Origin of the sequence: Streptomyces sp. NBC_01116 (genome assembly GCF_041435495.1) — a bacterium.
Taxonomy (GTDB): Bacteria; Actinomycetota; Actinomycetes; order Streptomycetales; family Streptomycetaceae; genus Streptomyces.
Genome location: NZ_CP108644.1, coordinates 6,207,617 through 6,232,920, shown reverse-complemented (window position 1 = coordinate 6,232,920; position 25,304 = coordinate 6,207,617). Strand labels below are relative to the sequence as shown.

Below are 25,304 nucleotides of genomic sequence, written 5' to 3'. Positions count from 1 at the left end.
GGTCGGGACGCGGCGTCAGAACCTGCCTCGACCCGCCCCGGCCCGCCATGACCCGCCCGACTAAAACGATCGCTCTATTTAGAGCACGCGGAAAAGCTAGCACAGCTCTGGAACGAACGCTCTACCCAGCACCCGCTACAGTGACGGCATGCAGACCAGCACCCGGGACCGGATCGTCGTGGCGACCGCGCGCCTCATCCAGCGGCAGGGCTACGTCGGCACCGGCATCAAGCAGATCGCCGCGGAGTCGCAGGCCACGCTGGGATCGATCTACCACTTCTTCCCGGGCGGCAAGGAAGCCGTCGCGGTCGCCGCGATCCGGTACAGCGCACTGGAGTTCGCCGCCCTGCTGGAGGAGGCCCTGAGCAGCGAGTCCGACCCGGCGGAGGCGATGGTCTCCTGCACCCGCCAGCTGGCCGCCGGGCTCAAGGAATCGGGCTGGGTCGACGGCTGCCCGGTGACGGCGGCGGCCCTGGAGACGCTCGGGACCGACTCGGAGCTCCAGCAGGTCTGCGCCGAAGCGCTGAACAGCTGGGAGCGCCTCGTCCGCGACAAGTTGCTGGGCTGCGGATTCCCGGCGGAGGCCGCCCGCGAGCTGGCCACCACCGCCATCAGCGCCATGGAGGGCGCCGAGGTCACCGCCCAGGTCAACCGGAGCGAGGAGCCCCTCCTGGCGGCGGGGCGGCAGTTGGCCCGCCTCGTGAGGTCGTACGGGATCGATACGCCGGATACGTCGGGCACCTGAGGTACGTCCAGTACGTCGGGGGCGCACCACCGCCCGGCGGGGTGCCGGGATCGGGCGATTTCCTCGAAGTTGCCAGGTCCGCGACCGACCGGCGAAGGTGGCCGGGTGACCTTGCTACTGACGCGTTCCCGCATCACCGAACTGCTCGACCCCGACACCGTGATGACCGGACTGCGCGCGGGCTTCCTCGCGGCCGGTCCGGACGTTCGGCCGTTGCGGGTGCGGACGGATCTTCCCGGTCCGGGCACGGCGACAGCGCTGCTGCCCGGAGTGATCGAAGGGATTCCGGCCTACACGGTGAAGGTCAACGCGAAGTTCCCCGACGCGGCGCCCGCTCTGCGCGGGCTCGTCTGCCTGCACGACCTGGCGGACGGAGAGCTGCTGGCGGTGCTCGACTCGGCGACGGTCACGGCCTGGCGCACCGGGCTGGCCGCGGCTCTGGCGACGCACGCACTCGCCGCCGACCACGCGGGATCGGTGAGCGTCGTCGGTGCGGGCGCCCAGGCCCGGATGGTGCTGCGGGGACTCGCCCGGTTGCGTGAACTGACCGGGCTGACCGTGTGCGACACCGATCCCGCACGGGCGGCCGCGTTCGCCGCGGAACACGAACGCCTTCTGGGCATCCCGGTCGAGACGGTCACCGAACCTCGGCGCGCCGCTGCACGTGGGGACATCGTCGTCCTGGCGACCTGGTCACGCAGCCCGCTGCTCGACGCCTCCGATCTGCGACCCGGCATGCACGTCACCACGCTCGGCGCCGATGAACCCGGCAAGGTCGAACTCGCCGCCGACGCGCTGCGACGCGCCCTCACCGTGGTCGACGACCTCGAACTCGCGGTCGCCATGGGGGCCCTCGGCAACAGCGGGCTGGACGCGGACGCCGCGCACGCCTCCTTCGGGCAGGTGCTCCACGGTGAGCGGCCCGGTCGCGAGAGCGGCGACCAGATCACCGTCTACGCCCCCGTGGGACTGCCCTGGCAGGACCTCGCCCTGGCCTGGCCCGTCCACCGGGCCGCCGCCGGAGCGGGCTCCTGCCCACAGGTCGACTTTCTGGCCTGACCGGGGCCGCACGGGCGGCCGGGCCCGTCGGCGGAATGCCGGGAACGGGAACGGGGGCGGGGGCGCCCCTTCGGCCGCCCCCGCCCCCGTTCCCAGCCGGTTCAGCTGAGCTGGGCGCCTTCCACGGTGCTGGTGACCGTGCCGGCGGTGGAGGTGGTGGCCCCCGCCGCGCCGTCGACCAGCGTGCCGAGCTCGCCGACGTTGTCCAGCGCGCCCAGGCTGATGGGCGGCTCGGCGGCGTGTGCGGTGTCCCCGCCTCCCGGGTGCGGGCTGATCGCGGCGATGACCGCTCCGGTGGCGAGGGTGACGGCGGCGAGTACGCTTCGCTTCTTCATGCCGGGTTCAACGGCTCGGACCCCGCAAAGGGCACGCCCCGATCGAGGATCACCGTCACGGTTCACCGTCAACGAGCGGCGGAGGCGGCGTCAGCGCGGCGCAACTCGCCGGGCGCCAGGCCGCCCAGGCCGCCGTGCGGCTTGAAGCTCCGTCTCATGGGCCGGAGCCTGGCACAGCGTCCGGCCACCGGTCGCACCGGCCCCTCCGGCCCCGCCCCCCACCTCGCCGTCAACGGCTCCCGGAGCGCTGCATAGTCTGTGCGCATGGTGGTCTACGCCCCGGCGGCGCTCCTCTTCCTCGTCTTCTGTGTGAGCGTGCTGCGCGAGCGCCGCAAGTTCAGTAACGCCGTCGTCCTGGGGCTCGCCGCGCTCTGTGCGCTGGCGGGTCTGCTGTACCGGCTGGTCGACTCCGGCTCCGCCTCCGCGGCGGTCGTGGTGTGGTCGCTGCTGGGCCTGGGGGCGGTGGCGGTGCTCGTACTGACGTGCTTCCTGTTCCTCAACGGCGTACGCATGCTGCGCAAGGAGGGCAGGAGCCCGACGAATCTGCTCTCCCTGCTGGCGGCCCTGGCCATCCTCGCCGTGGTCGCCCTGCTCGCCACCGCCGCCGCGCTGCGGACACCGGTGCTGATCGGCGCGGCGACGGCGGCCGGCGGGCTGGCGCTCTACTTCTCGTTCCTGTTCCTGTGCTTCGTCTGTTACGCGTTCCTCTACGGGCGGCTGCGGGTGCGCCGCAGGGCCGACTTCGTGGTGGTGCTGGGCTCGGGGCTCGTCGGCGGCTCCACCGTGCCGCCGCTGCTCGCGAGCCGGCTGAAGCGCGGGCGGGAGGTGCACGCATGGCTCTCCCGGCGCGGCGGGTCCCCCGTGCTCATCACCTCGGGCGGACAGGGGCCCGACGAGGACCTTCCGGAGTCCCACGCCATGGCCGACCTCCTGGTGGCCGAGGGCTTTCCGGCGCATCTCGTCGAGCGGGAGGACCGGTCGACGAACACCGAGGAGAACCTGCGGTTCAGCAAGGCGATCATGGAGGAGGCCAAGCCCGACTACCGGTGCGTCGTCGTCACGAACAACTACCACGCCTTCCGCGCCGCCCTCACCGCCCGGCGGGTCCGGATCCGGGGGCAGGTGGTGGGCTCGCCCACGGCCGCGTACTTCTGGCCCAACGCGACGCTCCGCGAGTTCACCGCGATCCTCGTGGACTACCGGCGCAGCAATGCGGCGATGTGCGTGATCATCATCCTCGGCGGGGTGGCCGCCTGGTACGCGGCCTAGGGCCTTTCGTTTGGATCATGTCGGGCTCGCGGTGTGTCTGTGGGTGACCGTGGATGCCGTCCCGGCTTCCTCCTCCGGAGACGCCGGCTCCGCCGGGTCGTGGGCCGTCCTGGCCACCGCACCGACCTCGGTGTTCCTCGCCGCCGGTCCCGTGGGGCTGACAGGCGTTCCCCGCGGTGCCATCGTCCAGGCCGCCGCGCTCGGTGCCCTGTACCGCCGCATCACGCAACAGTGGGCCCACGCCACCGCGGGCGGTGTGAGCAACGCCTGACCTCTCGTCGGCCATCGGCATTGTCAGAGCCTCCTGGCACCATGATCGGCGTGACTGAGACAACTGGGCCTGAAGAGAATGAAGTTGCCGGCGCCCCGACCACGCCGGAGGAATGGCGTGTCTTTCTGGAGCGGTACGGCGAGCTGTACGTGAAGGTCCGTGCCGACGAGCAGGAGTTGGTCGACCTGCTGGACGAGGATCAGCTGGAGGCTCTGGACCAGGACGAGCGGGTTGAGCCGTGGCTGGGCGAAGCCCCTGCCCGGGAGGAAGCTCTGGCGGCGTCCGAGGAGCGGATCGGAGTGCGGTTCCCGCCCGGCCTGCGGGGATTTTTCCTGGCGAGCGACGGGTGGAAGTGCCTCGACGGCTGGGTGGACAGCGTCCATCCGTGCGACCGCGTCGTGTGGATGCGGGACAGCGAGGCCGGCGGACGCGTGACCGAGATCTACGCCTCGATACCCGGCAACGAGGGAGTCGTGGAGTTGTTCCGCCGGTCCATCGAGATCGCCCGGGGAGAGGACTTCTGGCTGCTCGATCCGACCGACGTCGGGCCGGACGGCGAGTGGGCCGCCTACGAGTTCACACCGAAGTACGGCGACACCACGGAGTACCCCAGCTTCTCAGCGCTGTTCCACTCCGGGTACGCGAGCATGGAGGAGGACGAGGAGGACGACAACTGAGTCGGCCCGTCGGCCCCATCGGGAATCGGGTGCGAAATGCCCTGCTGGCGGCGCCGGGAGAGGATCGACTCCGAGCTTCGGCCCTTGCACGTCGGCCCGCCCCGGGGCCGTCCGCGGACCGGGATCGCCTCAGCCGGAACCCGGGGCCCGGCTGAGGGGATCCGCCGGAACCCGGGGCGCTGGAGGACGGCGGCGGGACTCAGAACCCGCCGCCGTCGAAGCCGCCGCCCCCGAAGCCTCCGCCGTCGCCGAAGCCGCCCCCGCCGAAGCCCGAGGCGTCGAAGTCGGAGCCGGAGAAGTCGCCGCCGCCCCAGTCGCCGCCCTCACCGCCGCCGAAGTCACCGCCGCCGTACTCGGAGGCGTACGCCGGGGTCGCGAGCATCGAGCCGAGCATGGTGCCGACCAGGAGGCCGGGGAGCAGGCCGCCGCCGAAGTAGCCGCCGGCCCACGGGCCGTACGCCGGGCCCGCTTCCCAGTACGGGCGGCGGTTGCCGTCGCCGACGTCGACCGTGCGGCTCATGGGGTCCTCGCCCCGGGTGAGCCGCGCCTCGTCCGCGCCGCAGACCGGGACCTCGCGGGCCGCGCCGCCGGGCGGGGTCCAGAGCACGTCGGCGACCGAGGGGCCGTGGCGCGGGTCGAAGAAGCACGGCGGGCGGCGGGCCGGGATCTGCGCGCCGGTGCGGCGGGCCTCCAGGACCGCGAGGGAGTAGCGGCCGTCCTCCAGGGACTGGGTGACTCCGCGGACGTCCGAGGGGTGTCCGGCCCGGTCCATCTTCGACTTGGCGTTCTCGTAGGAGTCCAGGGCCCGTTCGTAGTCGGCGCGCATGGTGTCGTCCGCGCCCGGTTCGGCGGGGTGGAAGTCCAGGCGTTCCAGGGTCTCGCCGTACGCGGTGATGTCCTCGTCGACGACGACCCGGAGCTTGTCGAGCGCGGCGCGCTCCTCTTCCTCCTTGCGGCGCTTGTTGCGGCGGGAGACCGCGTACGCGCCCGCGCCGCCCGCCGCGACCAGCGCGCCGAGCGTGATCAGGCCGCCGACCGGCGCTCCGGTCCCGTCCGCGGCGCCCCCTCCATCGGACCAGGAGGCGGGGGCGGAGCCCCGGGCCTGTTCGACGGCGCGGTCGACGAAGGCGTTGAGCTGGGTGTCCGTGTTTCCGGCGGTGGTGGGGTTCTCGACGGAGGCGGTGAGGTTCTCGACCGCTCGGGTGGGCATGACCTGCGGGTCCGCGCCCGCGTCGAAGCCGTCGCCGAGGCGTATCGCGTAGACGCCGGTGATGCCGGTGTCGCTGCGCAGGGTCTGGAGGAGGTCTTCCTCGGGAAAGGCCGGGGTATCGGGGAGGACGGCCACGAACACCGGTTTGCCGGCGTCCGTGATCTTGTTCTCCAGTGCCTTCTCGTCAGCGACGGAGAGCTGGTCGCGGGCGCCCGGGTCGACGTAGACCGGATCGTCGCGCAGGGCCTGGGCGGCGTCCTGGATGGTCGCGGCGGGCGCGGCCGACGCGGGGGAGGTCAGGGCGAGAGCCGCCGCTGCGAAGATGAGCAGCAGGCCCGCCAGCAGCGCGGGAAAGAGCCTTTTCCTCATACTTAACGCTACTCCAGACGGGCGGCGAACGCCGTCGCCCGCCCGGAGCACCGCGCTCCTACGCTGCTCGGTACGCCGTGCGCAGTTCGGCCACCGCTCCGGTCAGGTCACCGGTGAGCAGCAGGTGGTCCGCCTCCGCGAACGGCTTCGAGACCTCCTGGGTGAGCGTCCCGTCGATCTTCCGCTGGACCATCAGCCGGGCCCGTTCCACGATCGCCCTGCCCTCCGGGGCCCTCCCCAGCTGGGCCTTCTCGGCGGCGCGGGCGGCGGTGGCGAGGGCCGCGAGGGCCTGCTCGCCGCCGGCCGGGGGCTCCTTCAGGGTGGTCAGGCCCCAGCCGTAGGGGAACTGCGGGTCGTAGGCCGCGTCCCCGACGTTGATCGGAAGCTGGGCCTGCGACTTCGGCCAGGTCACCGGGAGCTGTCCGGTGAAGGCCCGCCTGCCGTAGAGGACGTCCGCGACGCCGTCGCCCTCGGAGCCCGGCAGCCAGGAGGCCACCAGGGCGTCGATCTTCCCGAGCCGGTCGCCGATGAGCTGGGGGCGGCCGGAGACGATGAGGACGGCGCACTCCATGGCGGCGCAGACCGTGTCGACCGCTGCCCGGTCGGCGGCCGTCAGCTCCAGGTCGTGGCCGTTGCCGACGTCGCCGACGCCTTCGGTGTACGGGGTCTCGCCGACGACGACCACCCCGACGTCGTGGCCGTCCGTGGCGGCGGAGGCGTCCTGGGAGTACGTCACGGACGCGGGGGTCCGCGCCGCCTTTCGCATGCCCTCCAGGATCGTCGTGCCGGTGGTGGTCCTCCCGGACGCCCCCTGCCAGCTGATGGTCCAGCCACCGGCCTGGTTGCCGAGGTCGTCGGCGTTGGATCCGGCGACGTACACCTTCCGGTCCGGCCCGATCGGGAGGACCGCGCCCTCGTTCTTCAGCAGGACCTGGGATTTCGCCGCCGCCTCACGGGCCACGGCCCGGTGCCCGGCCGAGCCGACCTTCTCCAGGTGGGCGGTGTCCGCGTACGGCTTCTCGAAGAGGCCGAGGCGGAACTTCTGGGTGAGGACGCGGGCGACGGCGTCGTCGATCCGGGCCTCGGGGACGCGGCCCGCCGCGACCTGGTCCTTCAGCGTCCGGGTGAAGTCCTGGTATGCGGTGGGGACCATGATCATGTCGAGTCCGGCGTTGACCGACGTGGCGACGTCGTCGGCGTAGTCGCCGGGAAGCTGGTCGATGGCCTGCCAGTCGCTGATGACGAAGCCCTCGAAGCCCATCCGGCCCTTGAGGACGCCGTTGATCATCTCGGCGTCGGCGTGCGCCTTCACCGGGCCCCGGCCGTCGCCCAGGACGTCCAGCGAGGAGTACGAGGGCATGACCGTGCCGACGCCCCGCTTCACCGACTCCTCGAACGGGGAGAGGTGCACGGCCTCCAGCTCCTGCCGGGTGACCTCGGTGACGCCCTGGTCGACCGTGTACGAGCCGGTGGTGGAGGAGCCGTACGCGGTGCCGCCGTCGCCGACGAAGTGCTTGGCGCTGCCGAGCACCTTGTCGTTGCGGTGCAGGTCCTTCCCGGACGGGCTGCCCTGCATGCCCTGGATGACCGTCTCCATGGCCTCGACTAGGGCCGGGTCCTCGCCGAACGCCTCGTAGGAGCGGCCCCAGCGCTCGTCGCGGGTGACGCAGACGCAGGGGGCGAAGCTCCACGGGACGCCGGTGGCGCGGACTTCCTTCGCGGTGATCGCGCCGGTCCGTTCCGCGCTCCCGGGGTCGCGGCCCGCGCCGATGCCGATGTTGTGCGGCATGATCGTCGCGCCGACCACGTTGTTGTGCCCGTGCACCGCGTCCACGCCGTAGAGCAGCGGGATCTGGAAGCGGGTGGCCCGGGTGCGCAGCTGGTAGGCGTCGGTCATCCTCGCCCAGGCGGCGGCCGTGTTGGGCGTGGGGACCGAGCCGCCGCCGGAGAGCAGGGAGCCGAGGTGGTAGGCGGCGATGTCGCCGGGGGCGCGGAGCGCGCTGCGCTCGGCCTGGGTCATCTGGCCGGCCTTCTCGGCGGGCGACATGCGCGCCAGCAGATCCGCCACCCGCTGCTCCACGGGCAGCTTCGCGTTCTGGTACGGGAGTCCGTGCGCGTCGATGACGACCTGCGGGTTCTCCTCGGGGGCCTCGGCCCCGGTGACGGTCAGCTCCAGGGGGATCGTCCTCGCCTCGGCGGGCTTCGACGCCTTCGCCGTGCGGACGGTGATCCGGTGGGTGGTGCCGGCGGCGGTGCCCGGGGGGAAGGTGCGGCTGCCGGTGACCGGGGTGTAGTCCTTCCCGGCCTCGGCGGTGCCGCCCTTCGTGGCGTACGTGACGGTGACGGGCTCCTTCGTGGGCGCGGAGCCGGGGGTGGCGAGGGAGAGCTCGATCCGGGCGTCGGCGCCGTTCTCCACCGGCCGGACCGCGGTGTCGGTGCGGAGGCTCGCGGTGTGCGCCGGGTCCGCCGTGCCCGACAGCTGGACGTCGTTCGTCGGACGCGTACCGGGCAGGGTGCTCGCGTTGGGCCCGAGGGCCCGGTCGGTGCCGTGGCCGTCCGCGGCGCCGCCCAGGGCCGGCAGGGTGGCCAGCACGGCCGCGGTGGCGAGGGCGGCCGTCGCGGTTCTGCTCCGGCGCTTCCGGGGGCGGGAAGGGAGGTGCGGTGTGCTGGGCATCTGGGAGCGCTCTCCTCTCGGGACGGTCGTCCGAACGGCGAGCAGCCCCCGTACAGGATCGCGATCCGGTCCGGGAATTCGATCAGGAGGGAGAGGTCGTGGGTGATGAACACGGCCGAGAAGTCCTGCCGTTCCCCCGACCGGACGATGCGGCGCAGGCGGCGGGGCAGCCGGCCCGGATGCCGGAGCGGGCCGAGCAATTCCTCTGCCTTTGAGGCGCGTTGGCGCTTCCTCTGCCCCTGACGCGCGTCGGTGCTCCCTCGGCTCGGGCCGGGCGGGCGGGGACGTCGGTGGACGCGCGGGAGCCGCCGCCCGGTGACGGGCGGCGGCTCCCGCGCGGTGCGGTCCCGGGCGGGCCGTCCGGCGGCTACTCCGTGGGCTCGACGCCCGCGCGCAGCAGTCCGTAGGTGTACGCGTCCTCCAGCGCCTGCCAGGAGGCGGCGATGACGTTCTCGGCGACCCCCACGGTCGCCCAGTCGCCGGTGCCGTCGCCCGTGGTGATGAGCACGCGGGTGGTGGACTCGGTGCCCGTGCGGCCCTCCAGGATGCGGACCTTGTAGTCGACCAGCTCCAGCTTGGCGAGCTGGGGGTAGATCCGCTCCAGGGCGACGCGCAGCGCCCGGTCCAGCGCGTTGACCGGGCCGTTGCCCTCGGCGGTGGCGACGATCCGCTCGCCCTTGGCCCAGAGCTTCACGGTGGCCTCGTTGGCGTGGGTGCCGTCGGGGCGGTCCTCGACGATCGCCCGCCAGGACTCCGTACGGAAGTAGCGCCGGGCCCGGCCCTCGACCTCGCCGCGCAGCAGCAGTTCGAAGGAGGCGTCGGCGGCCTCGTAGGTGTAGCCACGGAGTTCGCGCTCCTTGACCCGCTCCACGACCCGGCCGACCAAGGCGCGGTCGTCGCCGAGGTCGATGCCGAGCTCCTTGCCCTTCAGCTCGATGGAGGCGCGGCCCGCCATGTCGGAGACGAGCATCCGCATGGTGTTGCCGACCAGCTCGGGGTCGATGTGCTGGTAGAGGTCGGGGTCGACCTTGATCGCGGAGGCGTGCAGCCCGGCCTTGTGGGCGAAGGCCGAGACGCCGACGTACGGCTGGTGGGTGGAGGGGGTGAGGTTGACGACCTCGGCGATGGCGTGCGAGATGCGGGTCATCTCGGCGAGCGCGCCCTCGGGCAGGACCTTCATGCCGTACTTGAGTTCCAGGGCGGCGACGACGGGGAAGAGGTTGGCGTTGCCGACCCGCTCGCCGTAGCCGTTGGCCGTGCACTGGACGTGGGTGGCGCCGGCGTCGACGGCGGCCAGCGTGTTGGCGACGGCGCAGCCGGTGTCGTCCTGGGCGTGGATGCCGAGCCGGGCCCCGGTGTCGGCGGCGACCGTGGAGACGACGGCCTGGACCTGCGCGGGGAGCATGCCGCCGTTGGTGTCGCAGAGGACGACGACCTCGGCGCCCGCCTCGTACGCGGTGCGGACCACGGACTTCGCGTACTCGGCGTTGGCGCGGTAGCCGTCGAAGAAGTGCTCGCAGTCCACGAAGACCCGGCGGCCCTGCTCGCGGAGGTGGGAGACGGTGTCGCGGACCATCTCCAGGTTCTCCTCCAGGGTGGTGCGCAGGGCCAGCTCCACGTGGCGGTCGTGCGCCTTGGCCACCAGCGTGATCACCGGGGCGCCGGAGTTCAGGAGGGCCTGCACCTGGGGGTCCTCGGCCGCGCTGCCGCCGGCCCTGCGGGTCGCGCCGAACGCCACGAGCTGGGCGTTCTCGAACGTGATCTCCTGCTGGGCGCGGGCGAAGAACTCCGTGTCGCGCGGGTTGGCCCCCGGCCAGCCGCCCTCGATGTACCCCACACCGAAGGTGTCCAGATGACGGGCGATGGTCAGCTTGTCGGCGACCGTCAGGTTGATGCCCTCACGCTGAGCACCGTCGCGCAGTGTGGTGTCGAAGACATGGAAACTGTCGTCGGTGGCGTTGGCCTTGGTGGTCATGCTGATCTGACTCCTGTCGGATGAGTGGATCCGGACGGTCTGGGCCTGCTCGGGGAACCCGGAACAGGCCCCAGCTCCACTTGCCCCCATCATCTCGCGCGCCTCGCTCCGGCCCGGGTGCGGGCCGGAAAACGAAAAAACCCCTCGCGGGTGCGAGAGGTCTGCGCGCGGGTCTGGGGCACGATGGCCGCGCCGTACGGGGTGGTACGGGACGGTCACTGCGGACCGGCGCGCCTGCTGCCAATAATCATGACGAACGAGGACACGGAAGCAGTCTCGCACAGCGACGGCCCCGTGACTGCGGTGTCTCAGGATGCGGTCGTGACACCCGTTGCCTCCCTCAATGAGCGCCCCGTGTCAGCGTCTCGTCCAGGAACTCCGCCGCCTGCGCCAGCACCTGTTCGCGCCCCGTCCCCGGGATGCCGACCGTCACGTGGACGCTGAACCCGTCGAGCATCGCCCGCAGCCGGGCGGCGAACCGGTCGGCGTCCACGGGCCGGAACTCGCCGCGCGAGACCCCCTCGGCGAGCAGTGCCACCAGGTCACGGTGCCAGACCCCTTCGATGGCGGCCTGGCGGGCGCGGGCGTCGTCGTCGGCGTTCTGGGAGCGGCCCCAGACCTCCAGCCAGAGCGTCCAGTGGGGGTCCCGGTGCCCGGCGGGCAGGTAGAGGCCGATGTACGCGTCCAGCCGCGCGCGGGCGGTTCCCGGCCGGGCGAGCAGGGCGCCGCGCTCGGCCCCGAGGCGCCGCTCGCTCCACTCCAGGGTCTGGAGGAGCAGTTCGTCCTTGGTGCGGAAGTAGTAGAGGAGGTGCCCGCTGCTCATCCCCACCTCCCGCCCCAGTCCGGCCATGGTCAGCCCGTCGAGCCCGCGCTCGGCGACGGCGGCCATGGCGGCGGCGAGGACGTCCTCGCGGGGCGGGGCGGCGTGGTGGGTGCGACGGGGGGCGCGGGTCATGGGTTCGCTCGGACCTTCGGCTGCTGCTGGGTGATGCAGTGGATGCCTCCACCGCCGGCGAAGATCGTACGGGCGTCGACGAGGGTGACCGTACGGTCCGGGAAGAGACCGCGGAAGATCGCGGCGGCCTCCTCGTCGCGCGGGTCGTCGAAGGCGCAGAGGATCACGGCGTCGTTGCAGAGGTAGTGGTTGATGTAGGAGTAGTCGACCCATTCCCCGTCCTCGTCGCACAGGACGGTGGGCGCGGGCACCTCGACGACCTCCAGGGCGCGGCCCCGGGCGTCGGTGGCGGCCCGCAGGATCGCCAGGGTCTCCCGGGTGACCTCGTGGTCGGGGTGGGCGGGGTCCGGCTGGACGTGGACGACGACCGCGCCCGGGCGGGCGAAGGCGGCGACGATGTCGACATGGCCGAGCGTGCCGTACGTCCCGTAGTCGCCGGTCAGCCCCCGGGGCAGCCAGATGGCCTTCTCGGTGCCGAGGCGTGCGTGGACCTCCGCCTCGACCTGCTCCCTGCTCCAGCCGGGGTTGCGCTCCTCGCCGAGCTGGACGGTCTCGGTGAGCAGGACGGTGCCTTCGCCGTCGACGTGGATCGCGCCGCCCTCGTTGACGAGCGGGGAGCTGTGGGCGGGCACCCCGGCCAGCTCGGCGACGCCCCGGGCGATGTGCTGGTCGTGCCCCCAGCGGGCCCAGCCCTGCGCGCCCCAGCCGTTGAACGTCCAGTCGACGGCGGCGAGCGTCCGGCCGTCGGTGACGAAGGTGGGGCCGATGTCCCGCATCCAGGCGTCGTCGAGCGGCCGCACGACCAGCTCCACGTCCGGCCCGAGCAGCGTCGCCGCACCCTCCTCCTGGCCGGGCCCGACGACCATGGTCACCGGCTCGAAGCGCCGCACGGCACGGGCGACACCGGCCCAGGCGCGGCGGGCCCCGTCCAGCTCGTCGTCGGAGGCGAAGGTGGGGTTGGGCCCGGGCCAGGCCATCCAGGTGCGCTCGTGGGGGGCCCACTCGGGGGGCATGCGGAAGGGGGCGGGGGTGAGGGGCATGGTGGCTCCTGGTCGAGATGCTTAGAGTGCCACTCTAACTTCAGGCCAAGCCCGCACGGAAGCTTGGCCCGTGGGGTTTGAGCGGCGCTCTATCCTTCGGCACGGAAGAACCCGTACCGGCCCTGCGCCCTGGGCGGGCCGGCGATGGACGGCCCGACCGCCGCCCCGGCACTACCAGATGCCGTCGACGACCTCTTCGAAGGCGAGGTGCCACGGTGAGTCCTCGCCGGCGAACGGGAGCGGGTCGAACGAGGAGATGTCGGCGCGCAGGGCGTCCACGCGCTCCTCGATCGCTCCGTCGTCGTTCCTCGGTCGCCGGCAGAGCGCCTCGAACCTGGTCAGCGCGTACACAAGGGATTCCACGTCGCGGTGGATCGGGTGGTGGACCAGTCCGTCCACGCCGTCGCCGAGGGCGTGAACGGTCCCCCGGTCCGGGTCGAGCGCGAGCGTGGTGTCGGCGAGGAGCCCGAGCACGAGCCAGTGCCGACAGGAGTCGGGGACGGGGCCTCGGCCGCCGTACCAGCCGGCGAGGTCGATGAAGTCGTCCGCGCGCAGGCTCGCCCTCGACATGAACCATGGGGTGTCGGGGAGGCCGATGGCGCTCAGGACGAAAGCGGTGCGGTCGTCGAGCCGGTGGTGCGGTGCGTCGTAGCGGGGGAAGTGGACTACGCCCGTCAGGCCGAACACGGAGCGCACGTCGTCGGCGGTGAGGGCGGACTTCATGCCGGGCCCTTCGCCTTCCGTGAGGGCGGCCGGGGACAGAGGCCGCGACCGGAGAGAGCGGCGCAAGTCGATCCACCGCGATCGGGGACCGCTGCCGGTCAGGGCCCGCATGCCGGAGCACGCGGGCCCTGACCGGTCCGGGGAGCAGGTGTCCCTAGCCGAGCGGGTGCATCCAGCCGTGGGTGTCCTCGACGACACCGCGCTGGATGTCGAGAAGACGCTCCCGGAGCTTCATGGTGACCTCGCCGGGCTCGCCGGCGCTCTGGGTCCACTCGCCGCCCTCGGACTTCACCAGGCCGACGGGGGTGATGACGGCGGCCGTGCCGCAGGCGAAGACCTCGACGAGGGTGCCCTTCGCGGTGTCGTCGCGCCACTGGCCGATGGAGATCCGGCCCTCCTCGGAGCCGTAACCGAGGTCGCGGGCGACCTTGAGGAGGGAGTCGCGGGTGACGCCGGCGAGCAGCGAACCCGTGAGGGACGGCGTGATGATCTTCTTCGAGCCGTCCTCCTGGGCGTACACGAAGTAGAGGTTCATGCCGCCGAGCTCCTCGACCCACTTGTGCTCGACCGCGTCGAGGTAGGCGACCTGGGCGCAGCCGTGTGCGGCGGCCTCGGCCTGGGCGAGGAGGGAGGCGGCGTAGTTGCCGCCGGTCTTGGCGTCGCCCACGCCGCCGGGGACGGCGCGGACGCGGTTCTCCGAGAGCCAGATGGAGACCGGCTTCACTCCGCCGGGGAAGTAGGCGCCGGCGGGCGAGGCGATGACCAGGAAGAGGTACTCGTTGGCCGGCTTCACGCCGAGGCCGACCTCGGTGGCGATCATGAAGGGGCGCAGGTAGAGGGACTCCTCGCCGCCGTGGGCCGGGACCCACGCCTTGTCCTGCCGCACCAGCGCGTCGCACGCCTCGATGAACGTCTCGACGGGCAGCTCGGGCATGGCCAGGCGCGCGGCCGAGCGCTGGAAGCGGCGGGCGTTGGCGTCGGGGCGGAAGGTGGCGACCGTGCCGTCGGGCCGGCGGTAGGCCTTGAGGCCCTCGAAGATCTCCTGCGCGTAGTGCAGGGTCATGTTGGCCGGGTCCAGGGACAGCGGGCCGTAGGGGACCAGCTGGGCGTCGTGCCAGCCCCGGCCCTCGGTCCAGCGGATGGTCACCATGTGGTCGGTGAAGTGCCGGCCGAATCCGGGGTTGGCCAGGATCGCCTCGCGCTCCGCGTCGGACAGCGGGTTCGAGGAGGGCTTGAGCTCGATCGTGGGCGTCGTCATGAGTGCGTGTCCTTCACCGGTCTTGTGTGTGATGGACCGCGCTCACGCCCGTCTCTGCCCGACGTTTTCCGGTCAGGTCCTAGGACGTCCGAGCTTTACCGCGAGCAACGGCCCCGCGTTCGATTATCACGTGCGGGGGGCCGTGCACGAAACGGTGTGCGTGCGGTCCAGGGGTTGATGGTGGCACCCGGAGGCCGCACAGGTGAAGCCGCCGGGTGCTTTCGCTGACCCGGCGGCTTCGGATGGAGTCGTCGGATCAGCCCGCTACGCGTACCGCGAGGGCGTCGCCGATCTCGTCGGTCGTACGCGTGGCGGCACCTCCCCCAGAGCCTGAAGGGCCTGGGAGGTGCCCCCCTCGCTCCGCGAGGTCGGCGGAGACGGCGTCCTCGATGCGCGCGGCCTCGGCCTCGTAGCCGAGGTGGCGCAGCAGGAGGGCGACGGAGAGAACCGTGGCGGTCGGGTCGGCCTTGCCCTGCCCCGCGATGTCGGGGGCCGAGCCGTGGACCGGCTCGAACATCGACGGGAACGCGCCCGTCGGGTTGATGTTGCCGGAGGCGGCCAGGCCGATGCCGCCGGAGACGGCCGCGGCGAGGTCGGTGAGGATGTCGCCGAAGAGGTTGTCGGTGACGATGACGTCGAAGCGCTCCGGCTGGGTGACGAAGAAGATCGTCGCGGCGTCGACGTGCAGATAGTCGGTGCTGACCTGCGGATACTCGGCGGCGACCCGGTCGAAGGTGTTCTTCCACAGGTGGCCGGCGTAGACGAGGACGTTGTTCTTGTGGACCAGCGTCAGCTTCTTGCGCGGGCGGGCCGCCGCGCGCTCGAAGGCGTCGCGGACCACGCGCTCGACGCCGTACGCCGTGTTGAGGCTGACCTCGGTGGCGACCTCGGCGGGGGTGCCGGTGCGCAGCGAGCCGCCGTTGCCGGTGTACGGGCCCTCGGTGCCCTCGCGCACGACGACGAAGTCGATGTCGGGGCGGCCGGCGAGCGGGGTCGCGGTGTTGGGGAAGAGCTTGGAGGGCCGCAGGTTGATGAAGTGGTCGAACGCGAAACGCAGCTTCAGCAGCAGCCCCCGCTCCAGGACGCCGGACGGCACGGACGGGTCGCCGATCGCGCCGAGGAGGATGGCGTCGTGTTTCTTGAGGGCTTCCAGCTCCGCGTCCGGGAGGGTGTCGCCGGTGCGGTGCCAGCGCTGGGCGCCGAGGTCGTACTCCTTGGTCTCCAGCTTCACATCCTGCGGGAGGACGGCGTTGAGGACCTTGAGACCCTGGGCCACGACTTCCTGGCCAATTCCATCACCGGGGATCACTGCGAGATCGATGCTGCGAGACATGCCGGAAGCCTAACGGTGCGTCCCACCCCATGACATCCGGTGTCCACCATTCGGACAGGACGCAGGGGTGTCCGGGGCGTTCCGGGGTGTTCCGGGTGGGGGCGGGTGGTGTGCGGGCGGCTCAGTGGCCGGTCGAGCCGCCGTTGTCCCGGCGGTCCAGGGCGCGCTGGAGAGCGGCGGCGGCGTTCTTGCGGTCCGACTCGGACGGACGGGCGGCGTGACGGACGCGACGTGCGGTGGTGGTGGCCATGAGGATCGACTCCTTGAGATCGCATGGATGCCGGGGGCGGGCCGCACACCGTGGTGCGGCGCCGAGGCCGGGCCGGGATCGGATTTCGAGGTGCCGGAAGGGGCGGGGAGCGTACGCCGCAGGGGTTGCCTGCTTCGGGGCGTGCGCCCGCATCCGCCGGTCGCTCGATCGAGCGATTCGTTCGGCTCCTACCAAGTTAGGACAGCGGAGCCGTCCTGTCTCCACAGTTACTCGGACTTCCTACTATCTGAGACGGTCACCTTCGCGCGCTCCGCCCGCAGCTCCCGGATCAACGCCTGGTCCGCGAGCGATCGCGCCTGCTCAGAGGTGGTGACACAGGGTTCTCAGGATGCCGCAGGGCGAGAACACCGGCCGGATTGCCATCCGGATCGCCCACTGAGACCCGCCCCCGTCCGTCACAGCAGGTCGCCGTCCCGCCAGTCGAACTGGAGCGTCTCGCCGGGCGCGGGCAGGGGGCGTCCGGCCGCGGGGCGGACATAGGTGGTGCCCTCCTCCTCGGGCAGCGGGACGGGGCCGGCCGGGCCGAGGGCGGCGAGGCGGCCCGGCCACACCTGCCAGCCGCGCGCCGCGTAGAGCGCCGCGCCGGCGTCGGAGGCGGACAGGGCCCCGAAGTCGTGGGCCGTGTCGACGACGTGTTCCAGCGCGGCCATCACCCGGTGGCCGTGGCCCTGGCGGCGGTGGCCGGCGTGGACGGCGACGGCCTCGACGTATCCGGCGCGGTAGGAGCGGTCCGCGTGCAGGACCCGGCGCTGGACGACGCTGCCGTGGGCGATCAGGAGGCCGCCGGCGTCGTGCACCAGGGCGTGGACGCCGCCGAGGGAGTGCTCCCAGTCCTCGTCGGCGAAGTCGCCGTCGAAGGCGGTGTCGAGCAGTTCGCGGATCCGGCCCCGTTCGGAGGCGGTGAGCTCGGACGTGTGGGCGACGCGCACTGCGGGAGACCGGTCCATGGCCTCAAGCCTGCCAGCAGCCCCGGCCCGCACGACAGCGAATATCGCCGCCGCGCGCGGGCCCGCCCGGACCGGGGTGCGCGGGGTCCGGGCGGGCGGGGTCGAGCGGTGCCGGTGCGGTGACACCGGCGGTGGCGGCTCAGTACACGGTCACGCCGTACGCGGAGAGCGCCTCGGTGACCGGCTGGTGGATGGCCGAGCCCGCGGTGCCCGAGCAGCCGGAGCTGCCGGAGTGGATGCCGAGGGCGACGGATCCGGCGAAGTGCGCGCCGCCGCTGTCGCCGCCCGCCGAGCAGGCGGTGGTGCGGACCATGTTGTAGACGGGCCCGTCGCCGTAGTTGACGGTGACGTTGACGGCGGTGACCGTGCCGGAGGTCACCTTCGTGGTGGATCCGCTCTTCTTGATCGCCTGGCCGACGACGGCGTTGGCGGCCGAGGAGACGTCCTGGGTGGAACCGTTGTAGAGGTCGACGGTCCCGGCGGGCGAGGAGCCGTCCGTGTAGCGGACGATGCCGTAGTCGTTGGTCGGGAAGCTGGTGCCCTCCCGGACGCCGACGACCGGACCGCCCGAGGCGGCCGACCAGTTGGCGGAGATGTTGGTGCAGTGTCCGGCGGTCACGAAGTAGCGGGCCCCGCCCTTGGTGACGTTGAAGGCCGCCGAACAGCGGCTGCCGCCGCCGTAGATCGCGCCGCCGCCCAGCACCTCGCGGTGGAAGACGCCCGGGACGCGCTTGATGTCGACGGCGCCGTCGAGCCGTTCGGCGACGGCTTCGAGGCGGGCCAGGTCCCGTGCGGAGACCGAGGAGTCGGCCTCGACGGCGACCCGGTTGGTGCGCGGGTCGACGCCCCAGGAGGTGCCGGTGATCTTGGCCTCGGCCTCCAGGGTCTCCATCGCGGCGTCGAGCTGGGCGGCGCCGCGGGCCACCCGGCGGACGGTGGCCCCGGCCGCGCGGGCCTGGTCCTCGGCCCGGTCGGTGGTGACGGTGACGACCAGCTTCCCGGTCTTCGCGTCGAGGTAGGTTCCGGCGGTGGCGGCGCCGAGCTGCCGTCCGACGGCGGCGTCGAGCGCGTACGCGGACGGTGCGGGGATCGCCGAGGGCGCGGGCGCCGGGGCGTCGGCGGCGGTGGAGGGCGCGGCTCCGAGGCCGAGGGCGCCGGCGACGAGCAGCAGGGAAACGCCCAGGCGCGCACGGGAGTTGCGTCTCATGGGGGAGCTCCTTCCGGGGTGACGTGTGGGGACGTACCGAGAAGGAATTTGACATGCTCATTACCCAACCCACAAGACCGCGTGCCCGGGGGCGCCGGAGGGCGGACAGCCGGTCCCGGTCAGCGGACACTGACCGGGACCGGTCCCGCGCCTGTCCGAAGCACCGCTTCCCCCGGGCCTCCCCCACCGCGCACACTGCGGCCATGTCCGACACGACGCCCACGCACCGGCAGTGGTCGCCCACCCATGGCGACCCGTACCGTCCCGCGCCCTACCGCCCCGAGCGGATCGCCCCCGAGGAGTCCCTCGCCCGCGCCGCCCGGCTGCGGGAGCGCATGGACGAGCGCAGGACCGTCCGCGCCTTCTCCCCCGACCCGGTCCCCGAGCAGGTGCTCCGCGACGCCGTCGGGTGCGCGGCCACCGCGCCCTCCGGCGCCCATCAGCAGCCGTGGACCTTCGTGCTGGTCAAGGATCCCGGGGTACGCCGGCGGATCCGGGAGGCCGCCGAGCACGAGGAGAAGGTCAGCTACGACGGGCGGCTCGGCGAGGAGTGGCTCGCCGCGCTGCGCCCGCTGGGCACCGACGCGGTCAAGGCCCACATGACGGACGCGCCCGCCCTGATCGTGGTGTTCCAGCAGCGCTACTGGCTGGGCGAGGACGGCACGAAGCGCAAGCACTACTACGTGGACGAGTCGGTCGGGATCGCGGTGGGCATGCTCCTCACCGCCCTGCACCTGTCCGGTCTCGCCGCGCTGATCCACACGCCGAGCCCGATGCGCTTCCTCGGCGAGGTCCTGGAGCGGCCCGAGAACGAGAAGGCCTTCGCCGTGATCCCCGTCGGCTATCCCGCCGATGACTGCGAGGTCCCCGACCTGGTGCGCAAGTCGCTGGACCAGGTGTTCGTGGAGGTCTGAGCCGCCGGCCCGGCCAGGGCCCCGCCTCATGGAAACCGCCCCCCGGCCGGCAGGGGGGCCGGTCGGGGGGCGGTGCTCTGGGAGGTCTTACGTCACCGGGAGACCTCGGGTCCGGGGCGCCGTGCTGCGGCGCCCCGGGAGGGCGTCAGCCCTGGTGGGGGTAGGTGTAGTCGGTCGGCGGGACCAGCGTCTCCTTGATGGCCCGGGTCAGGGTCCAGCGCTGGAGGTTCTGCGGGGCGCCCGCCTTGTCGCAGGTGCCGGAGGCACGGCCGCCGCCGAAGGGCTGCTGGCCGACGACGGCGCCGGTCGACTTGTCGTTGATGTAGAAGTTGCCCGCGGCGTAGCGGAGCTTGTCCATCGTGTACGCGGCGGCCGCGCGGTCGCCCGAGATGACCGAGCCGGTCAGCGCGTAGTCCGAGACCGACTCCATCTGCTCCAGCATGGCGTCGTACTTCTCGTCCTCGTAGACGTGGACCGCGAGGATCGGGCCGAAGTACTCGGTCGTGAAGACCTCGCTCTCGGCGTCCGAGCACTCGATGACGGTCGGGCGGACGAAGTAGCCCACCGAGTCGTCGTAGGTGCCGCCCGCGACGACGGTGCACGCCGGGTCGGACTTGGCGCGGTCGATCGCGGCCTTGTTCTTGGCGAACGAGCGCTCGTCGATGACGGCTCCGATGAAGTTCGTCAGGTCGGTGACGTCACCCATCGTGATCGCGTCGACCTCGGCCGCGAACTCCTCCTTGAAACCGGAGTTCCAGATGGAGGCCGGGACGTACGCCCGGGAGGACGCCGAGCACTTCTGGCCCTGGAACTCGAAGGAGCCGCGGGTCAGCGCGGTCTTCAGGACGGCGCGGTCGGCGCTGGGGTGCGCGACGACGAAGTCCTTGCCGCCGGTCTCGCCGACGAGCCGCGGGTAGGTGCGGTAGTTGGCGATGTTGTTGCCGACCGTCTTCCAGAGGTGCTGGAAGGTGGGGGTCGAGCCGGTGAAGTGGATGCCGGCCAGGTCGCGGTGGTTCAGCGCCACCTCGGAGACGGCGATGCCGTCGCCGGTGACCAGGTTGATGACGCCCTTGGGCAGCCCGGCCTCCTCCAGGAGCTGCATCAGCAGCACGGCGGCGTGGGTCTGCGTCGGGGACGGCTTCCACACCACGACGTTGCCCATGAGGGCGGGGGCGGTGGGGAGGTTGCCCGCGATGGCCGTGAAGTTGAACGGCGTGATCGCGTAGACGAAGCCCTCCAGCGGGCGGTGGTCCATGCGGTTCCACACGCCCGGGGAGTTCGCCGGGGGCTGCTCGGCGAGGATCTGGCGCGCGTAGTGCACGTTGAAGCGCCAGAAGTCGATGAGCTCGCAGGGGGTGTCGATCTCGGCCTGCTGGGCGGTCTTGGACTGGCCGAGCATGGTGGAGGCGGCCAGCGTCTCGCGCCAGGGGCCCGCCAGCAGCTCGGCGGCGCGCAGGATGATCGCCGCGCGGTCGTCGAAGGCCATCGCGCGCCAGGCCGGAGCGGCGGCGAGGGCCGCGTCGACGGCGTCCTGGGCGTCCTGCTCGGTGGCGCCGGCGAAGGTGCCGATGACGGCCTGGTGGTTGTGCGGCTGTACGACGTTCACACGCTCACCGCCGCCCATCCGCTTCTCGCCGCCGATGGTCATCGGCAGGTCGATCGGGTTCTCGGCGAGCTCCTTGAGCTTCAGCTCCAGGCGGGCGCGCTCCGGGGAGCCCGGGGCGTAGGAGTGAACCGGCTCGTTGACCGGCGCGGGGACCTGGGTGACGGCGTCCATGGTTGCCTTGTCTCCTTGGTGTCGGCGGGGATGGGTGTGTCGGCCGTGGCCGGTTCAGCCCCGGGTCGGGGCCGGGCGCTCAGCCCTTGGTGAGGATCGAGCGGCCGAAGAACAGCAGGTTGGCCGGCTTCTCCGCGAGGCGGCGCATGAAGTATCCGTACCAGTCGGTGCCGTACGCCGTGTAGACGCGCATCCGGTGGCCCTCGGCCGCGAGTCGGACGTGCTCGTCGCTGCGGATGCCGTACAGCATCTGGAACTCGTACTCGTCCAGTTTGCGCCCTGCCTGGCGGCCCAGCTCCTGGGCGATGGCGATGAGACGGGGATCGTGGGACCCGATCATCGGGTAGCCCTCGCCCTCCATCAGGATCCGGATGATGCGGACGTACGCCTTGTCGATCTCGGCCTTGTCCTGGTACGCGACGGAGGCGGGCTCCTTGTAGGCGCCCTTCACGATGCGCACGCGGCTGCCCGCGGCGGAGAGCCTGCGGGCGTCGTCCTCCGTGCGGAACAGGTAGGACTGGATGACGCAGCCGGTCTCCGGGTAGTCCTTCCGCAGTTCCTCGTGGATGGCGAACATCGAGTCGAGGGTGGTGTGGTCCTCGGCGTCCAGGGTGACCGTGGTGCCGATGGCGGCCGCCGCCTCGACGACCGGGCGCACGTTGGCGAGGGCCAGCTCGTGGCCGTTCTCCAGCGCCTGGCCGAACATGGACAGCTTGACGGACATCTCGGCGCGGGTGCCCAGGCCGAGGTCCTTCAGACGCTCGACGAGCTCCAGGTACGCGTCGCGGGCGGCCTCGGCCTGCGCGGGGGTGGTGATGTCCTCGCCGACGACGTCGAGCGTGACCTCCAGCCCCTTGTCCGCGGCGTCCTCCACGATCGGGACGACCTGGTCGACGGTCTCCCCGGCGATGAAGCGGTCGACGACCTGCTTGGTGCCGGGCGCGGCCGAGACGAACCGGCGCATCTTGTCGCTGCGCGATGCGGCGAGAATCACGGGACCCAGCACGGGGCACCTCCACGAATGTACGGACGAGGGGCCGTAACGGCACGAACGTGAACGGACCGGTACGGCACGGATAACCACCGTGAAATCTAGGGACCGCTCCGATCCTGTGCCATCGACACCTGTCACGCATCCGTGGCCGCCATCTCAGACATCTGTCTGAAGAAGAGCGGGAAGGGGTGCAGAATGGCGGAGTGACAGGCGACTACCAGGAACTGGTCGACGAGATCTCGGCCCTCCTCGACGCCCCGGCGACCCTGGAGAACCGGGATTTCGGCCTGGTCGCCTTCGGAGCCCACGACAGCGACGACGATTCCGCCATGGACCCGGTCCGCACCCGCTCGATCCTGACCCGGCGCTCCACACCCGCCGTGCGCGCCTGGTTCGAGGGGTTCGGCATCACCCGGGCGACCGGTCCCGTCCGGATCCCCGCCGCCCCCGAGGCCGGGGTGTTCCGGGACCGCATCTGCCTTCCCGTACGCCATCGGGGTGTCGTCCTCGGTTACGTCTGGCTCCTCGACGCCGATCCCGGCCCGACCGACGAGCAGCTGACCGCCGCGATGGAGGTCGCCGCCCGGATCGGGGCGCTGCTCTCCGACGAGGCGCGGGCGGGCGCCGACCTGTCGCGGGAGTTCGGAGCGGTGCTCACGGCGGGCCCCGGCGGGCAGCGCGACACCGCCGTCGCCGCGCTGGGCGAGGCCCTGGGGCCGGACGCGGAGGGGCTGCACACGGTGGTGTGCGTGACCCCGTGGGCGGATGACACCCCCTCCGTACGCGGGGTGGCGTCGGCGGCCGCCCTGGCGACGGTCGCCGGGCCGGGGGCCGCCGGGGCCCTGGCGCTGGCCGCGCTCGTCCGGCTGCGTGCGCCGGACCGCCTCGACCCGGCCCTGAGCGCCGCGGACCGGCTGCGCGCCGGCGCGGGCCCCGCCGCCACCGGGGGGATCGCCACGCCGCGCCGGGGTCTGGACGAGCTGACGGTCTCCTGGCGCGAGGCCACGGCGGCGGCCCGCGCGGCACGGGCCGAGACCCGCCTCGGCCCGGTCGCCCGGTGGTCGGCGATCGGCCCGTACCGCCTGCTGACCGCCCTCCCGGGCACCGGCGGCGCCCCCGGGGACCCGGCGGTCGCCTCCCTCCTGACCCCGCTGCACCGGGAGCTGGCACACACCGCGGAGGTGTTCCTGGACTGCGCGGGCCAGGCGGGCCGGACGGCCGCCGCGCTGGGCATCCACCGCCAGACGCTGTACTACCGGCTCTCCCGGATCCAGCAGATCACCGGCCTCGACCTGAACGACGGCGAGGACCGGCTGCTGCTGCACATGGCGGTGAAGCGGGCCCGGCTGTAAGGGCGTCCACCACCCGTAGGGCCCCGGCGCCGCGACGACTCACGCCGCTTCCGCCCGCCGGGCCTCCCGGGTCTGCCGCCTCAGCTCCACCCGGGCCGCGGGCGTCCAGCCGTCCGGGGTGGACCAGAACGGATGCCAGTGGATGCGGACGGACAGGTGGAGCAGGCGGCGGCGCAGCTCGGTGGTGTGGCGCGGGCGGGGCGCGGCGAGCGCGCGACGGACGTCGTGCCACTCCCGTTGTGCGCGGATCAGATCGTCGGGGAAAGGGAAGCGCTCCATCCCTCAATTAGATCGCATGTTCGAACAACTGCGCCAGTCGGTCGGATCGCCGCACGTCGGCCGACCACGGTGGTCGAGGTCGACGGGCCCCGACATCGCCGGGGCCCGCGGCGATGGCCGGGGCGTCCGTGACGGTCAGCGACACCCGCTCGGCGGTCTGCGACGCGGTGGTGTCGAGGAACGGGCCTCCGGTTGGATACGGCCACAGTGGTGCGGATAATCGACCTGGTCTTCGTACGCGCAAAAGGTGTAGACCGGTGAAGGAGTGGACGGCATGGGCGGTGGAGTGGACTTCGTCGGCGGGCTGCGTGACGACGGCCTGCCGGCAGCCTTGTCGGATCCCGAGCGGCTTGCCGCGGTCGCCGCGACGGAACTGCTGGACACCGGCCCGGAAGAGGCTTTCGAGGACCTCGCGACCCTGGCGGCGAGGGTGACCGGCGCGGGGAGGGCGTTCGTGACCCTGGTCGATGAGGAGCGCTCGTTCTGGAAGTCGTGCGTCGGGGTGCGGGCGACGGATATCGCGCAACGGCAGAACCCGGTCCGGGAGAGCTTCTGCTACTTCCTGGTGGGACTGGCAGGCGACCCCTTCATCGTGGACGACGCCGCCGCCGACCCGCGCACGCGCGAGCATCCCTCGGTCGGGCCGATGAACATCGGAGCGTGGGCGGGATATCCGCTCATGAGCCCGGACGGGCAGGTGCTGGGGAGCTTCTGCGTCATCGACGACGCCCCGCGTACCTGGTCGCGGGGCGATCTGAGCACGCTGGCCACGCTCGCCCGGTCGGTCTCCGCGGAGATCCATCTGCGCCAGAGCCTGGCGGCCGCGCGGAAAGCCCAACAGGTCTCCTCCGACCTGGCCCGCTCCCTCCAGCAGGGGCTGCTGCCCCCGGCGCTGGCGCCGGTGCCCGGCCTGGACGCCGCCGCCTCCTATCTGCCCGCCTCGGCCAGTGGTTACAGCGGCGTCGAGGTGGGCGGGGACTTCTACGACCTGTTCCACACCACCGGCGACACCTACGGCGCGGTCCTGGGTGACGTCTGCGGCAAGGGTGTGGAGGCGGCGAAGGTCACCTCGATGGCCCGCTACACCGTGCGCGCCGACGCCGGGCAGAGCCTCACCCCCGCCCTCCTGCTCGACCGGCTGAACAGGGCGATGCTCGCCCAGCGGTCCCCCCGCTTCCTCACGGCCGCCTACACCACCTTCCACACCACTCCCACCGGCCTGTCCGGGCGGATCGCCCTGGCAGGGCATCCGCCGGCTCTCCTCCGCCGGGCGAACGGCGAGGTCCACCAGCTCGGACGAGCCGGAACGCTCCTGGGCGTGCTGGAGCAGGTCCACCTCACCGATGTCGACTACCAGCTGTTTCCCGGGGACCTTCTGCTGCTCTACAGCGACGGGGCGTGCGAGGCGCGGCCCCGTCCCGGAAACACCGGCCAGGAAGCTCACGGCGTGTTCGGCGAGGACGAGCTCGTCGGCGCACTGGCCGCCACCCATGAGCTGGACGCCACGGCCACGGTCAGACATCTCACCGAGGTCCTGGCCGCACATCACGGTGGCTGGGCCAGCGACGACACCGCCCTGCTCGCCCTGCGCGTCCCCCCGGACGCCTGACGGGCCGGCCGCCCGGAAGACCGCGCGGGTGTCCGCGTCGTCGTGCCGGCCCGATGGACGC

The 25,304-nt window shown here is 72.4% G+C and carries 23 protein-coding genes; 8 read left to right on the top strand and 15 right to left on the bottom strand.

Translation table 11 applies throughout. The features are described from left to right. The first annotated feature begins 148 nt into the window (after positions 1 to 148). Together OG245_RS27540 and OG245_RS27535 are read left to right on the top strand one after the other, a co-directional pair. Complete coding sequence (locus OG245_RS27540; RefSeq protein ID WP_371626103.1) at positions 149 to 745, top strand: TetR/AcrR family transcriptional regulator; 597 nt, start codon at positions 149 to 151, stop codon at positions 743 to 745. Between the two features lie 105 nt (positions 746 to 850). Beyond that, complete coding sequence (locus OG245_RS27535) at positions 851 to 1,804, top strand: ornithine cyclodeaminase family protein (protein WP_371626102.1); 954 nt, start codon at positions 851 to 853, stop codon at positions 1,802 to 1,804. 101 nt (positions 1,805 to 1,905) lie between these two features. Here the strand turns inward: OG245_RS27535 and OG245_RS27530 are convergent, their stop codons facing one another. After that, a complete protein-coding gene (locus OG245_RS27530) occupies positions 1,906 to 2,139 on the bottom strand; it encodes a hypothetical protein (RefSeq protein WP_371626101.1) in 234 nt (77 codons plus the stop codon). A gap of 264 nt (positions 2,140 to 2,403) precedes the next feature. Here OG245_RS27530 and OG245_RS27525 point away from each other — a divergent pair, with 264 nt between their 5' ends. From OG245_RS27525 to OG245_RS27515, 3 genes are read left to right on the top strand one after another with little or no spacing between them, the layout of a single operon-like run. After that, a complete protein-coding gene (locus OG245_RS27525; protein WP_371626100.1) occupies positions 2,404 to 3,408 on the top strand; it encodes a YdcF family protein in 1,005 nt (334 codons plus the stop codon). Positions 3,409 to 3,439: 31 nt separating this feature from the next. Beyond that, a complete protein-coding gene (locus OG245_RS27520; protein ID WP_371628005.1) occupies positions 3,440 to 3,679 on the top strand; it encodes an SCO4225 family membrane protein in 240 nt (79 codons plus the stop codon). Between the two features lie 41 nt (positions 3,680 to 3,720). After that, positions 3,721 to 4,356, top strand: a complete 636-nt coding sequence (locus OG245_RS27515; RefSeq protein ID WP_371626099.1) for an SMI1/KNR4 family protein — start codon at positions 3,721 to 3,723, stop codon at positions 4,354 to 4,356. A 199-nt stretch (positions 4,357 to 4,555) separates the two neighbouring features. Here the strand turns inward: OG245_RS27515 and OG245_RS27510 are convergent, their stop codons facing one another. From OG245_RS27510 to OG245_RS27460, 11 genes are all read right to left on the bottom strand, one after another. Continuing rightward, entirely contained in the window at positions 4,556 to 5,935 is a 1,380-nt protein-coding gene (locus OG245_RS27510) for a hypothetical protein (protein ID WP_371626098.1), read from the bottom strand. A 58-nt stretch (positions 5,936 to 5,993) separates the two neighbouring features. Continuing rightward, on the bottom strand, positions 5,994 to 8,609 hold the full coding sequence (locus OG245_RS27505) for a glycoside hydrolase family 3 N-terminal domain-containing protein (protein WP_371626097.1): 2,616 nt from the start codon (positions 8,607 to 8,609) through the stop codon (positions 5,994 to 5,996). Between the two features lie 367 nt (positions 8,610 to 8,976). Continuing rightward, complete coding sequence (gene cimA / locus OG245_RS27500; protein ID WP_371626096.1) at positions 8,977 to 10,584, bottom strand: citramalate synthase; 1,608 nt, start codon at positions 10,582 to 10,584, stop codon at positions 8,977 to 8,979. Positions 10,585 to 10,924: 340 nt separating this feature from the next. Further along, entirely contained in the window at positions 10,925 to 11,539 is a 615-nt protein-coding gene (locus OG245_RS27495; protein WP_371626095.1) for a TetR/AcrR family transcriptional regulator, read from the bottom strand. Next, on the bottom strand, positions 11,536 to 12,579 hold the full coding sequence (locus tag OG245_RS27490; RefSeq protein WP_371626094.1) for an agmatine/peptidylarginine deiminase: 1,044 nt from the start codon (positions 12,577 to 12,579) through the stop codon (positions 11,536 to 11,538). The genes OG245_RS27495 and OG245_RS27490 overlap by 4 nt, the downstream gene beginning before the upstream one ends. A 171-nt stretch (positions 12,580 to 12,750) precedes the next feature. Then, complete coding sequence (locus OG245_RS27485) at positions 12,751 to 13,302, bottom strand: SUKH-4 family immunity protein (protein WP_371626093.1); 552 nt, start codon at positions 13,300 to 13,302, stop codon at positions 12,751 to 12,753. Positions 13,303 to 13,456: 154 nt separating this feature from the next. Then, entirely contained in the window at positions 13,457 to 14,560 is a 1,104-nt protein-coding gene (locus tag OG245_RS27480) for a branched-chain amino acid aminotransferase (RefSeq protein ID WP_371626092.1), read from the bottom strand. Between the two features lie 256 nt (positions 14,561 to 14,816). Beyond that, positions 14,817 to 15,893, bottom strand: a complete 1,077-nt coding sequence (locus OG245_RS27475; protein ID WP_371626091.1) for a 3-isopropylmalate dehydrogenase — start codon at positions 15,891 to 15,893, stop codon at positions 14,817 to 14,819. Between the two features lie 121 nt (positions 15,894 to 16,014). Then, on the bottom strand, positions 16,015 to 16,143 hold the full coding sequence (locus OG245_RS27470) for a hypothetical protein (RefSeq protein ID WP_371626090.1): 129 nt from the start codon (positions 16,141 to 16,143) through the stop codon (positions 16,015 to 16,017). A 416-nt stretch (positions 16,144 to 16,559) separates the two neighbouring features. After that, entirely contained in the window at positions 16,560 to 17,111 is a 552-nt protein-coding gene (locus tag OG245_RS27465) for a GNAT family N-acetyltransferase (protein WP_371626089.1), read from the bottom strand. A 139-nt stretch (positions 17,112 to 17,250) separates the two neighbouring features. Next, a complete protein-coding gene (locus OG245_RS27460) occupies positions 17,251 to 18,318 on the bottom strand; it encodes a S1 family peptidase (protein ID WP_371626088.1) in 1,068 nt (355 codons plus the stop codon). 203 nt (positions 18,319 to 18,521) lie between these two features. Here OG245_RS27460 and OG245_RS27455 point away from each other — a divergent pair, with 203 nt between their 5' ends. Then, positions 18,522 to 19,232 carry a nitroreductase family protein gene (locus tag OG245_RS27455; RefSeq protein ID WP_371626087.1) on the top strand — a complete coding sequence of 237 codons (711 nt, stop codon included), beginning with the start codon at positions 18,522 to 18,524 and terminating at the stop codon, positions 19,230 to 19,232. Between the two features lie 145 nt (positions 19,233 to 19,377). Here the strand turns inward: OG245_RS27455 and pruA are convergent, their stop codons facing one another. Both pruA and OG245_RS27445 read right to left on the bottom strand, forming a co-directional pair. Then, complete coding sequence (gene pruA, locus OG245_RS27450; RefSeq protein ID WP_371626086.1) at positions 19,378 to 21,009, bottom strand: L-glutamate gamma-semialdehyde dehydrogenase; 1,632 nt, start codon at positions 21,007 to 21,009, stop codon at positions 19,378 to 19,380. A gap of 79 nt (positions 21,010 to 21,088) precedes the next feature. Then, positions 21,089 to 22,015 (bottom strand): proline dehydrogenase family protein, encoded by a 927-nt coding sequence (locus OG245_RS27445; protein WP_371626085.1) that lies wholly within the window; start codon positions 22,013 to 22,015, stop codon positions 21,089 to 21,091. Between the two features lie 191 nt (positions 22,016 to 22,206). Here OG245_RS27445 and OG245_RS27440 point away from each other — a divergent pair, with 191 nt between their 5' ends. Continuing rightward, positions 22,207 to 23,355 carry a PucR family transcriptional regulator gene (locus OG245_RS27440; RefSeq protein ID WP_371626084.1) on the top strand — a complete coding sequence of 383 codons (1,149 nt, stop codon included), beginning with the start codon at positions 22,207 to 22,209 and terminating at the stop codon, positions 23,353 to 23,355. Between the two features lie 39 nt (positions 23,356 to 23,394). Here the strand turns inward: OG245_RS27440 and OG245_RS27435 are convergent, their stop codons facing one another. Further along, complete coding sequence (locus tag OG245_RS27435; RefSeq protein ID WP_371626083.1) at positions 23,395 to 23,634, bottom strand: hypothetical protein; 240 nt, start codon at positions 23,632 to 23,634, stop codon at positions 23,395 to 23,397. 274 nt (positions 23,635 to 23,908) lie between these two features. Here OG245_RS27435 and OG245_RS27430 point away from each other — a divergent pair, with 274 nt between their 5' ends. Further along, entirely contained in the window at positions 23,909 to 25,243 is a 1,335-nt protein-coding gene (locus tag OG245_RS27430; protein ID WP_371626082.1) for a PP2C family protein-serine/threonine phosphatase, read from the top strand. The last annotated feature ends 61 nt before the right edge of the window (positions 25,244 to 25,304 follow it).

Bases quoted from the DNA above. Each gene is read 5' to 3' on its own strand.
- OG245_RS27540 (WP_371626103.1), top strand. From the start codon at position 149: ATGCAGACCAGCACCCGGGACCGGATCGTCGTGGCGACCGCGCGCCTC.
- OG245_RS27530 (WP_371626101.1), bottom strand. From the start codon at position 2,139: ATGAAGAAGCGAAGCGTACTCGCCGCCGTCACCCTCGCCACCGGAGCG.
- OG245_RS27525 (WP_371626100.1), top strand. From the start codon at position 2,404: ATGGTGGTCTACGCCCCGGCGGCGCTCCTCTTCCTCGTCTTCTGTGTG.
- OG245_RS27515 (WP_371626099.1), top strand. From the start codon at position 3,721: ATGATCGGCGTGACTGAGACAACTGGGCCTGAAGAGAATGAAGTTGCC.
- OG245_RS27510 (WP_371626098.1), bottom strand. From the start codon at position 5,935: ATGAGGAAAAGGCTCTTTCCCGCGCTGCTGGCGGGCCTGCTGCTCATC.
- OG245_RS27505 (WP_371626097.1), bottom strand. From the start codon at position 8,609: ATGCCCAGCACACCGCACCTCCCTTCCCGCCCCCGGAAGCGCCGGAGC.
- cimA (WP_371626096.1), bottom strand. From the start codon at position 10,584: ATGACCACCAAGGCCAACGCCACCGACGACAGTTTCCATGTCTTCGAC.
- OG245_RS27495 (WP_371626095.1), bottom strand. From the start codon at position 11,539: ATGACCCGCGCCCCCCGTCGCACCCACCACGCCGCCCCGCCCCGCGAG.
- OG245_RS27490 (WP_371626094.1), bottom strand. From the start codon at position 12,579: ATGCCCCTCACCCCCGCCCCCTTCCGCATGCCCCCCGAGTGGGCCCCC.
- OG245_RS27485 (WP_371626093.1), bottom strand. From the start codon at position 13,302: ATGAAGTCCGCCCTCACCGCCGACGACGTGCGCTCCGTGTTCGGCCTG.
- OG245_RS27480 (WP_371626092.1), bottom strand. From the start codon at position 14,560: ATGACGACGCCCACGATCGAGCTCAAGCCCTCCTCGAACCCGCTGTCC.
- OG245_RS27475 (WP_371626091.1), bottom strand. From the start codon at position 15,893: ATGTCTCGCAGCATCGATCTCGCAGTGATCCCCGGTGATGGAATTGGC.
- OG245_RS27470 (WP_371626090.1), bottom strand. From the start codon at position 16,143: ATGGCCACCACCACCGCACGTCGCGTCCGTCACGCCGCCCGTCCGTCC.
- OG245_RS27465 (WP_371626089.1), bottom strand. From the start codon at position 17,111: ATGGACCGGTCTCCCGCAGTGCGCGTCGCCCACACGTCCGAGCTCACC.
- OG245_RS27460 (WP_371626088.1), bottom strand. From the start codon at position 18,318: ATGAGACGCAACTCCCGTGCGCGCCTGGGCGTTTCCCTGCTGCTCGTC.
- OG245_RS27455 (WP_371626087.1), top strand. From the start codon at position 18,522: ATGTCCGACACGACGCCCACGCACCGGCAGTGGTCGCCCACCCATGGC.
- pruA (WP_371626086.1), bottom strand. From the start codon at position 21,009: ATGGACGCCGTCACCCAGGTCCCCGCGCCGGTCAACGAGCCGGTTCAC.
- OG245_RS27435 (WP_371626083.1), bottom strand. From the start codon at position 23,634: ATGGAGCGCTTCCCTTTCCCCGACGATCTGATCCGCGCACAACGGGAG.
- OG245_RS27430 (WP_371626082.1), top strand. From the start codon at position 23,909: ATGGGCGGTGGAGTGGACTTCGTCGGCGGGCTGCGTGACGACGGCCTG.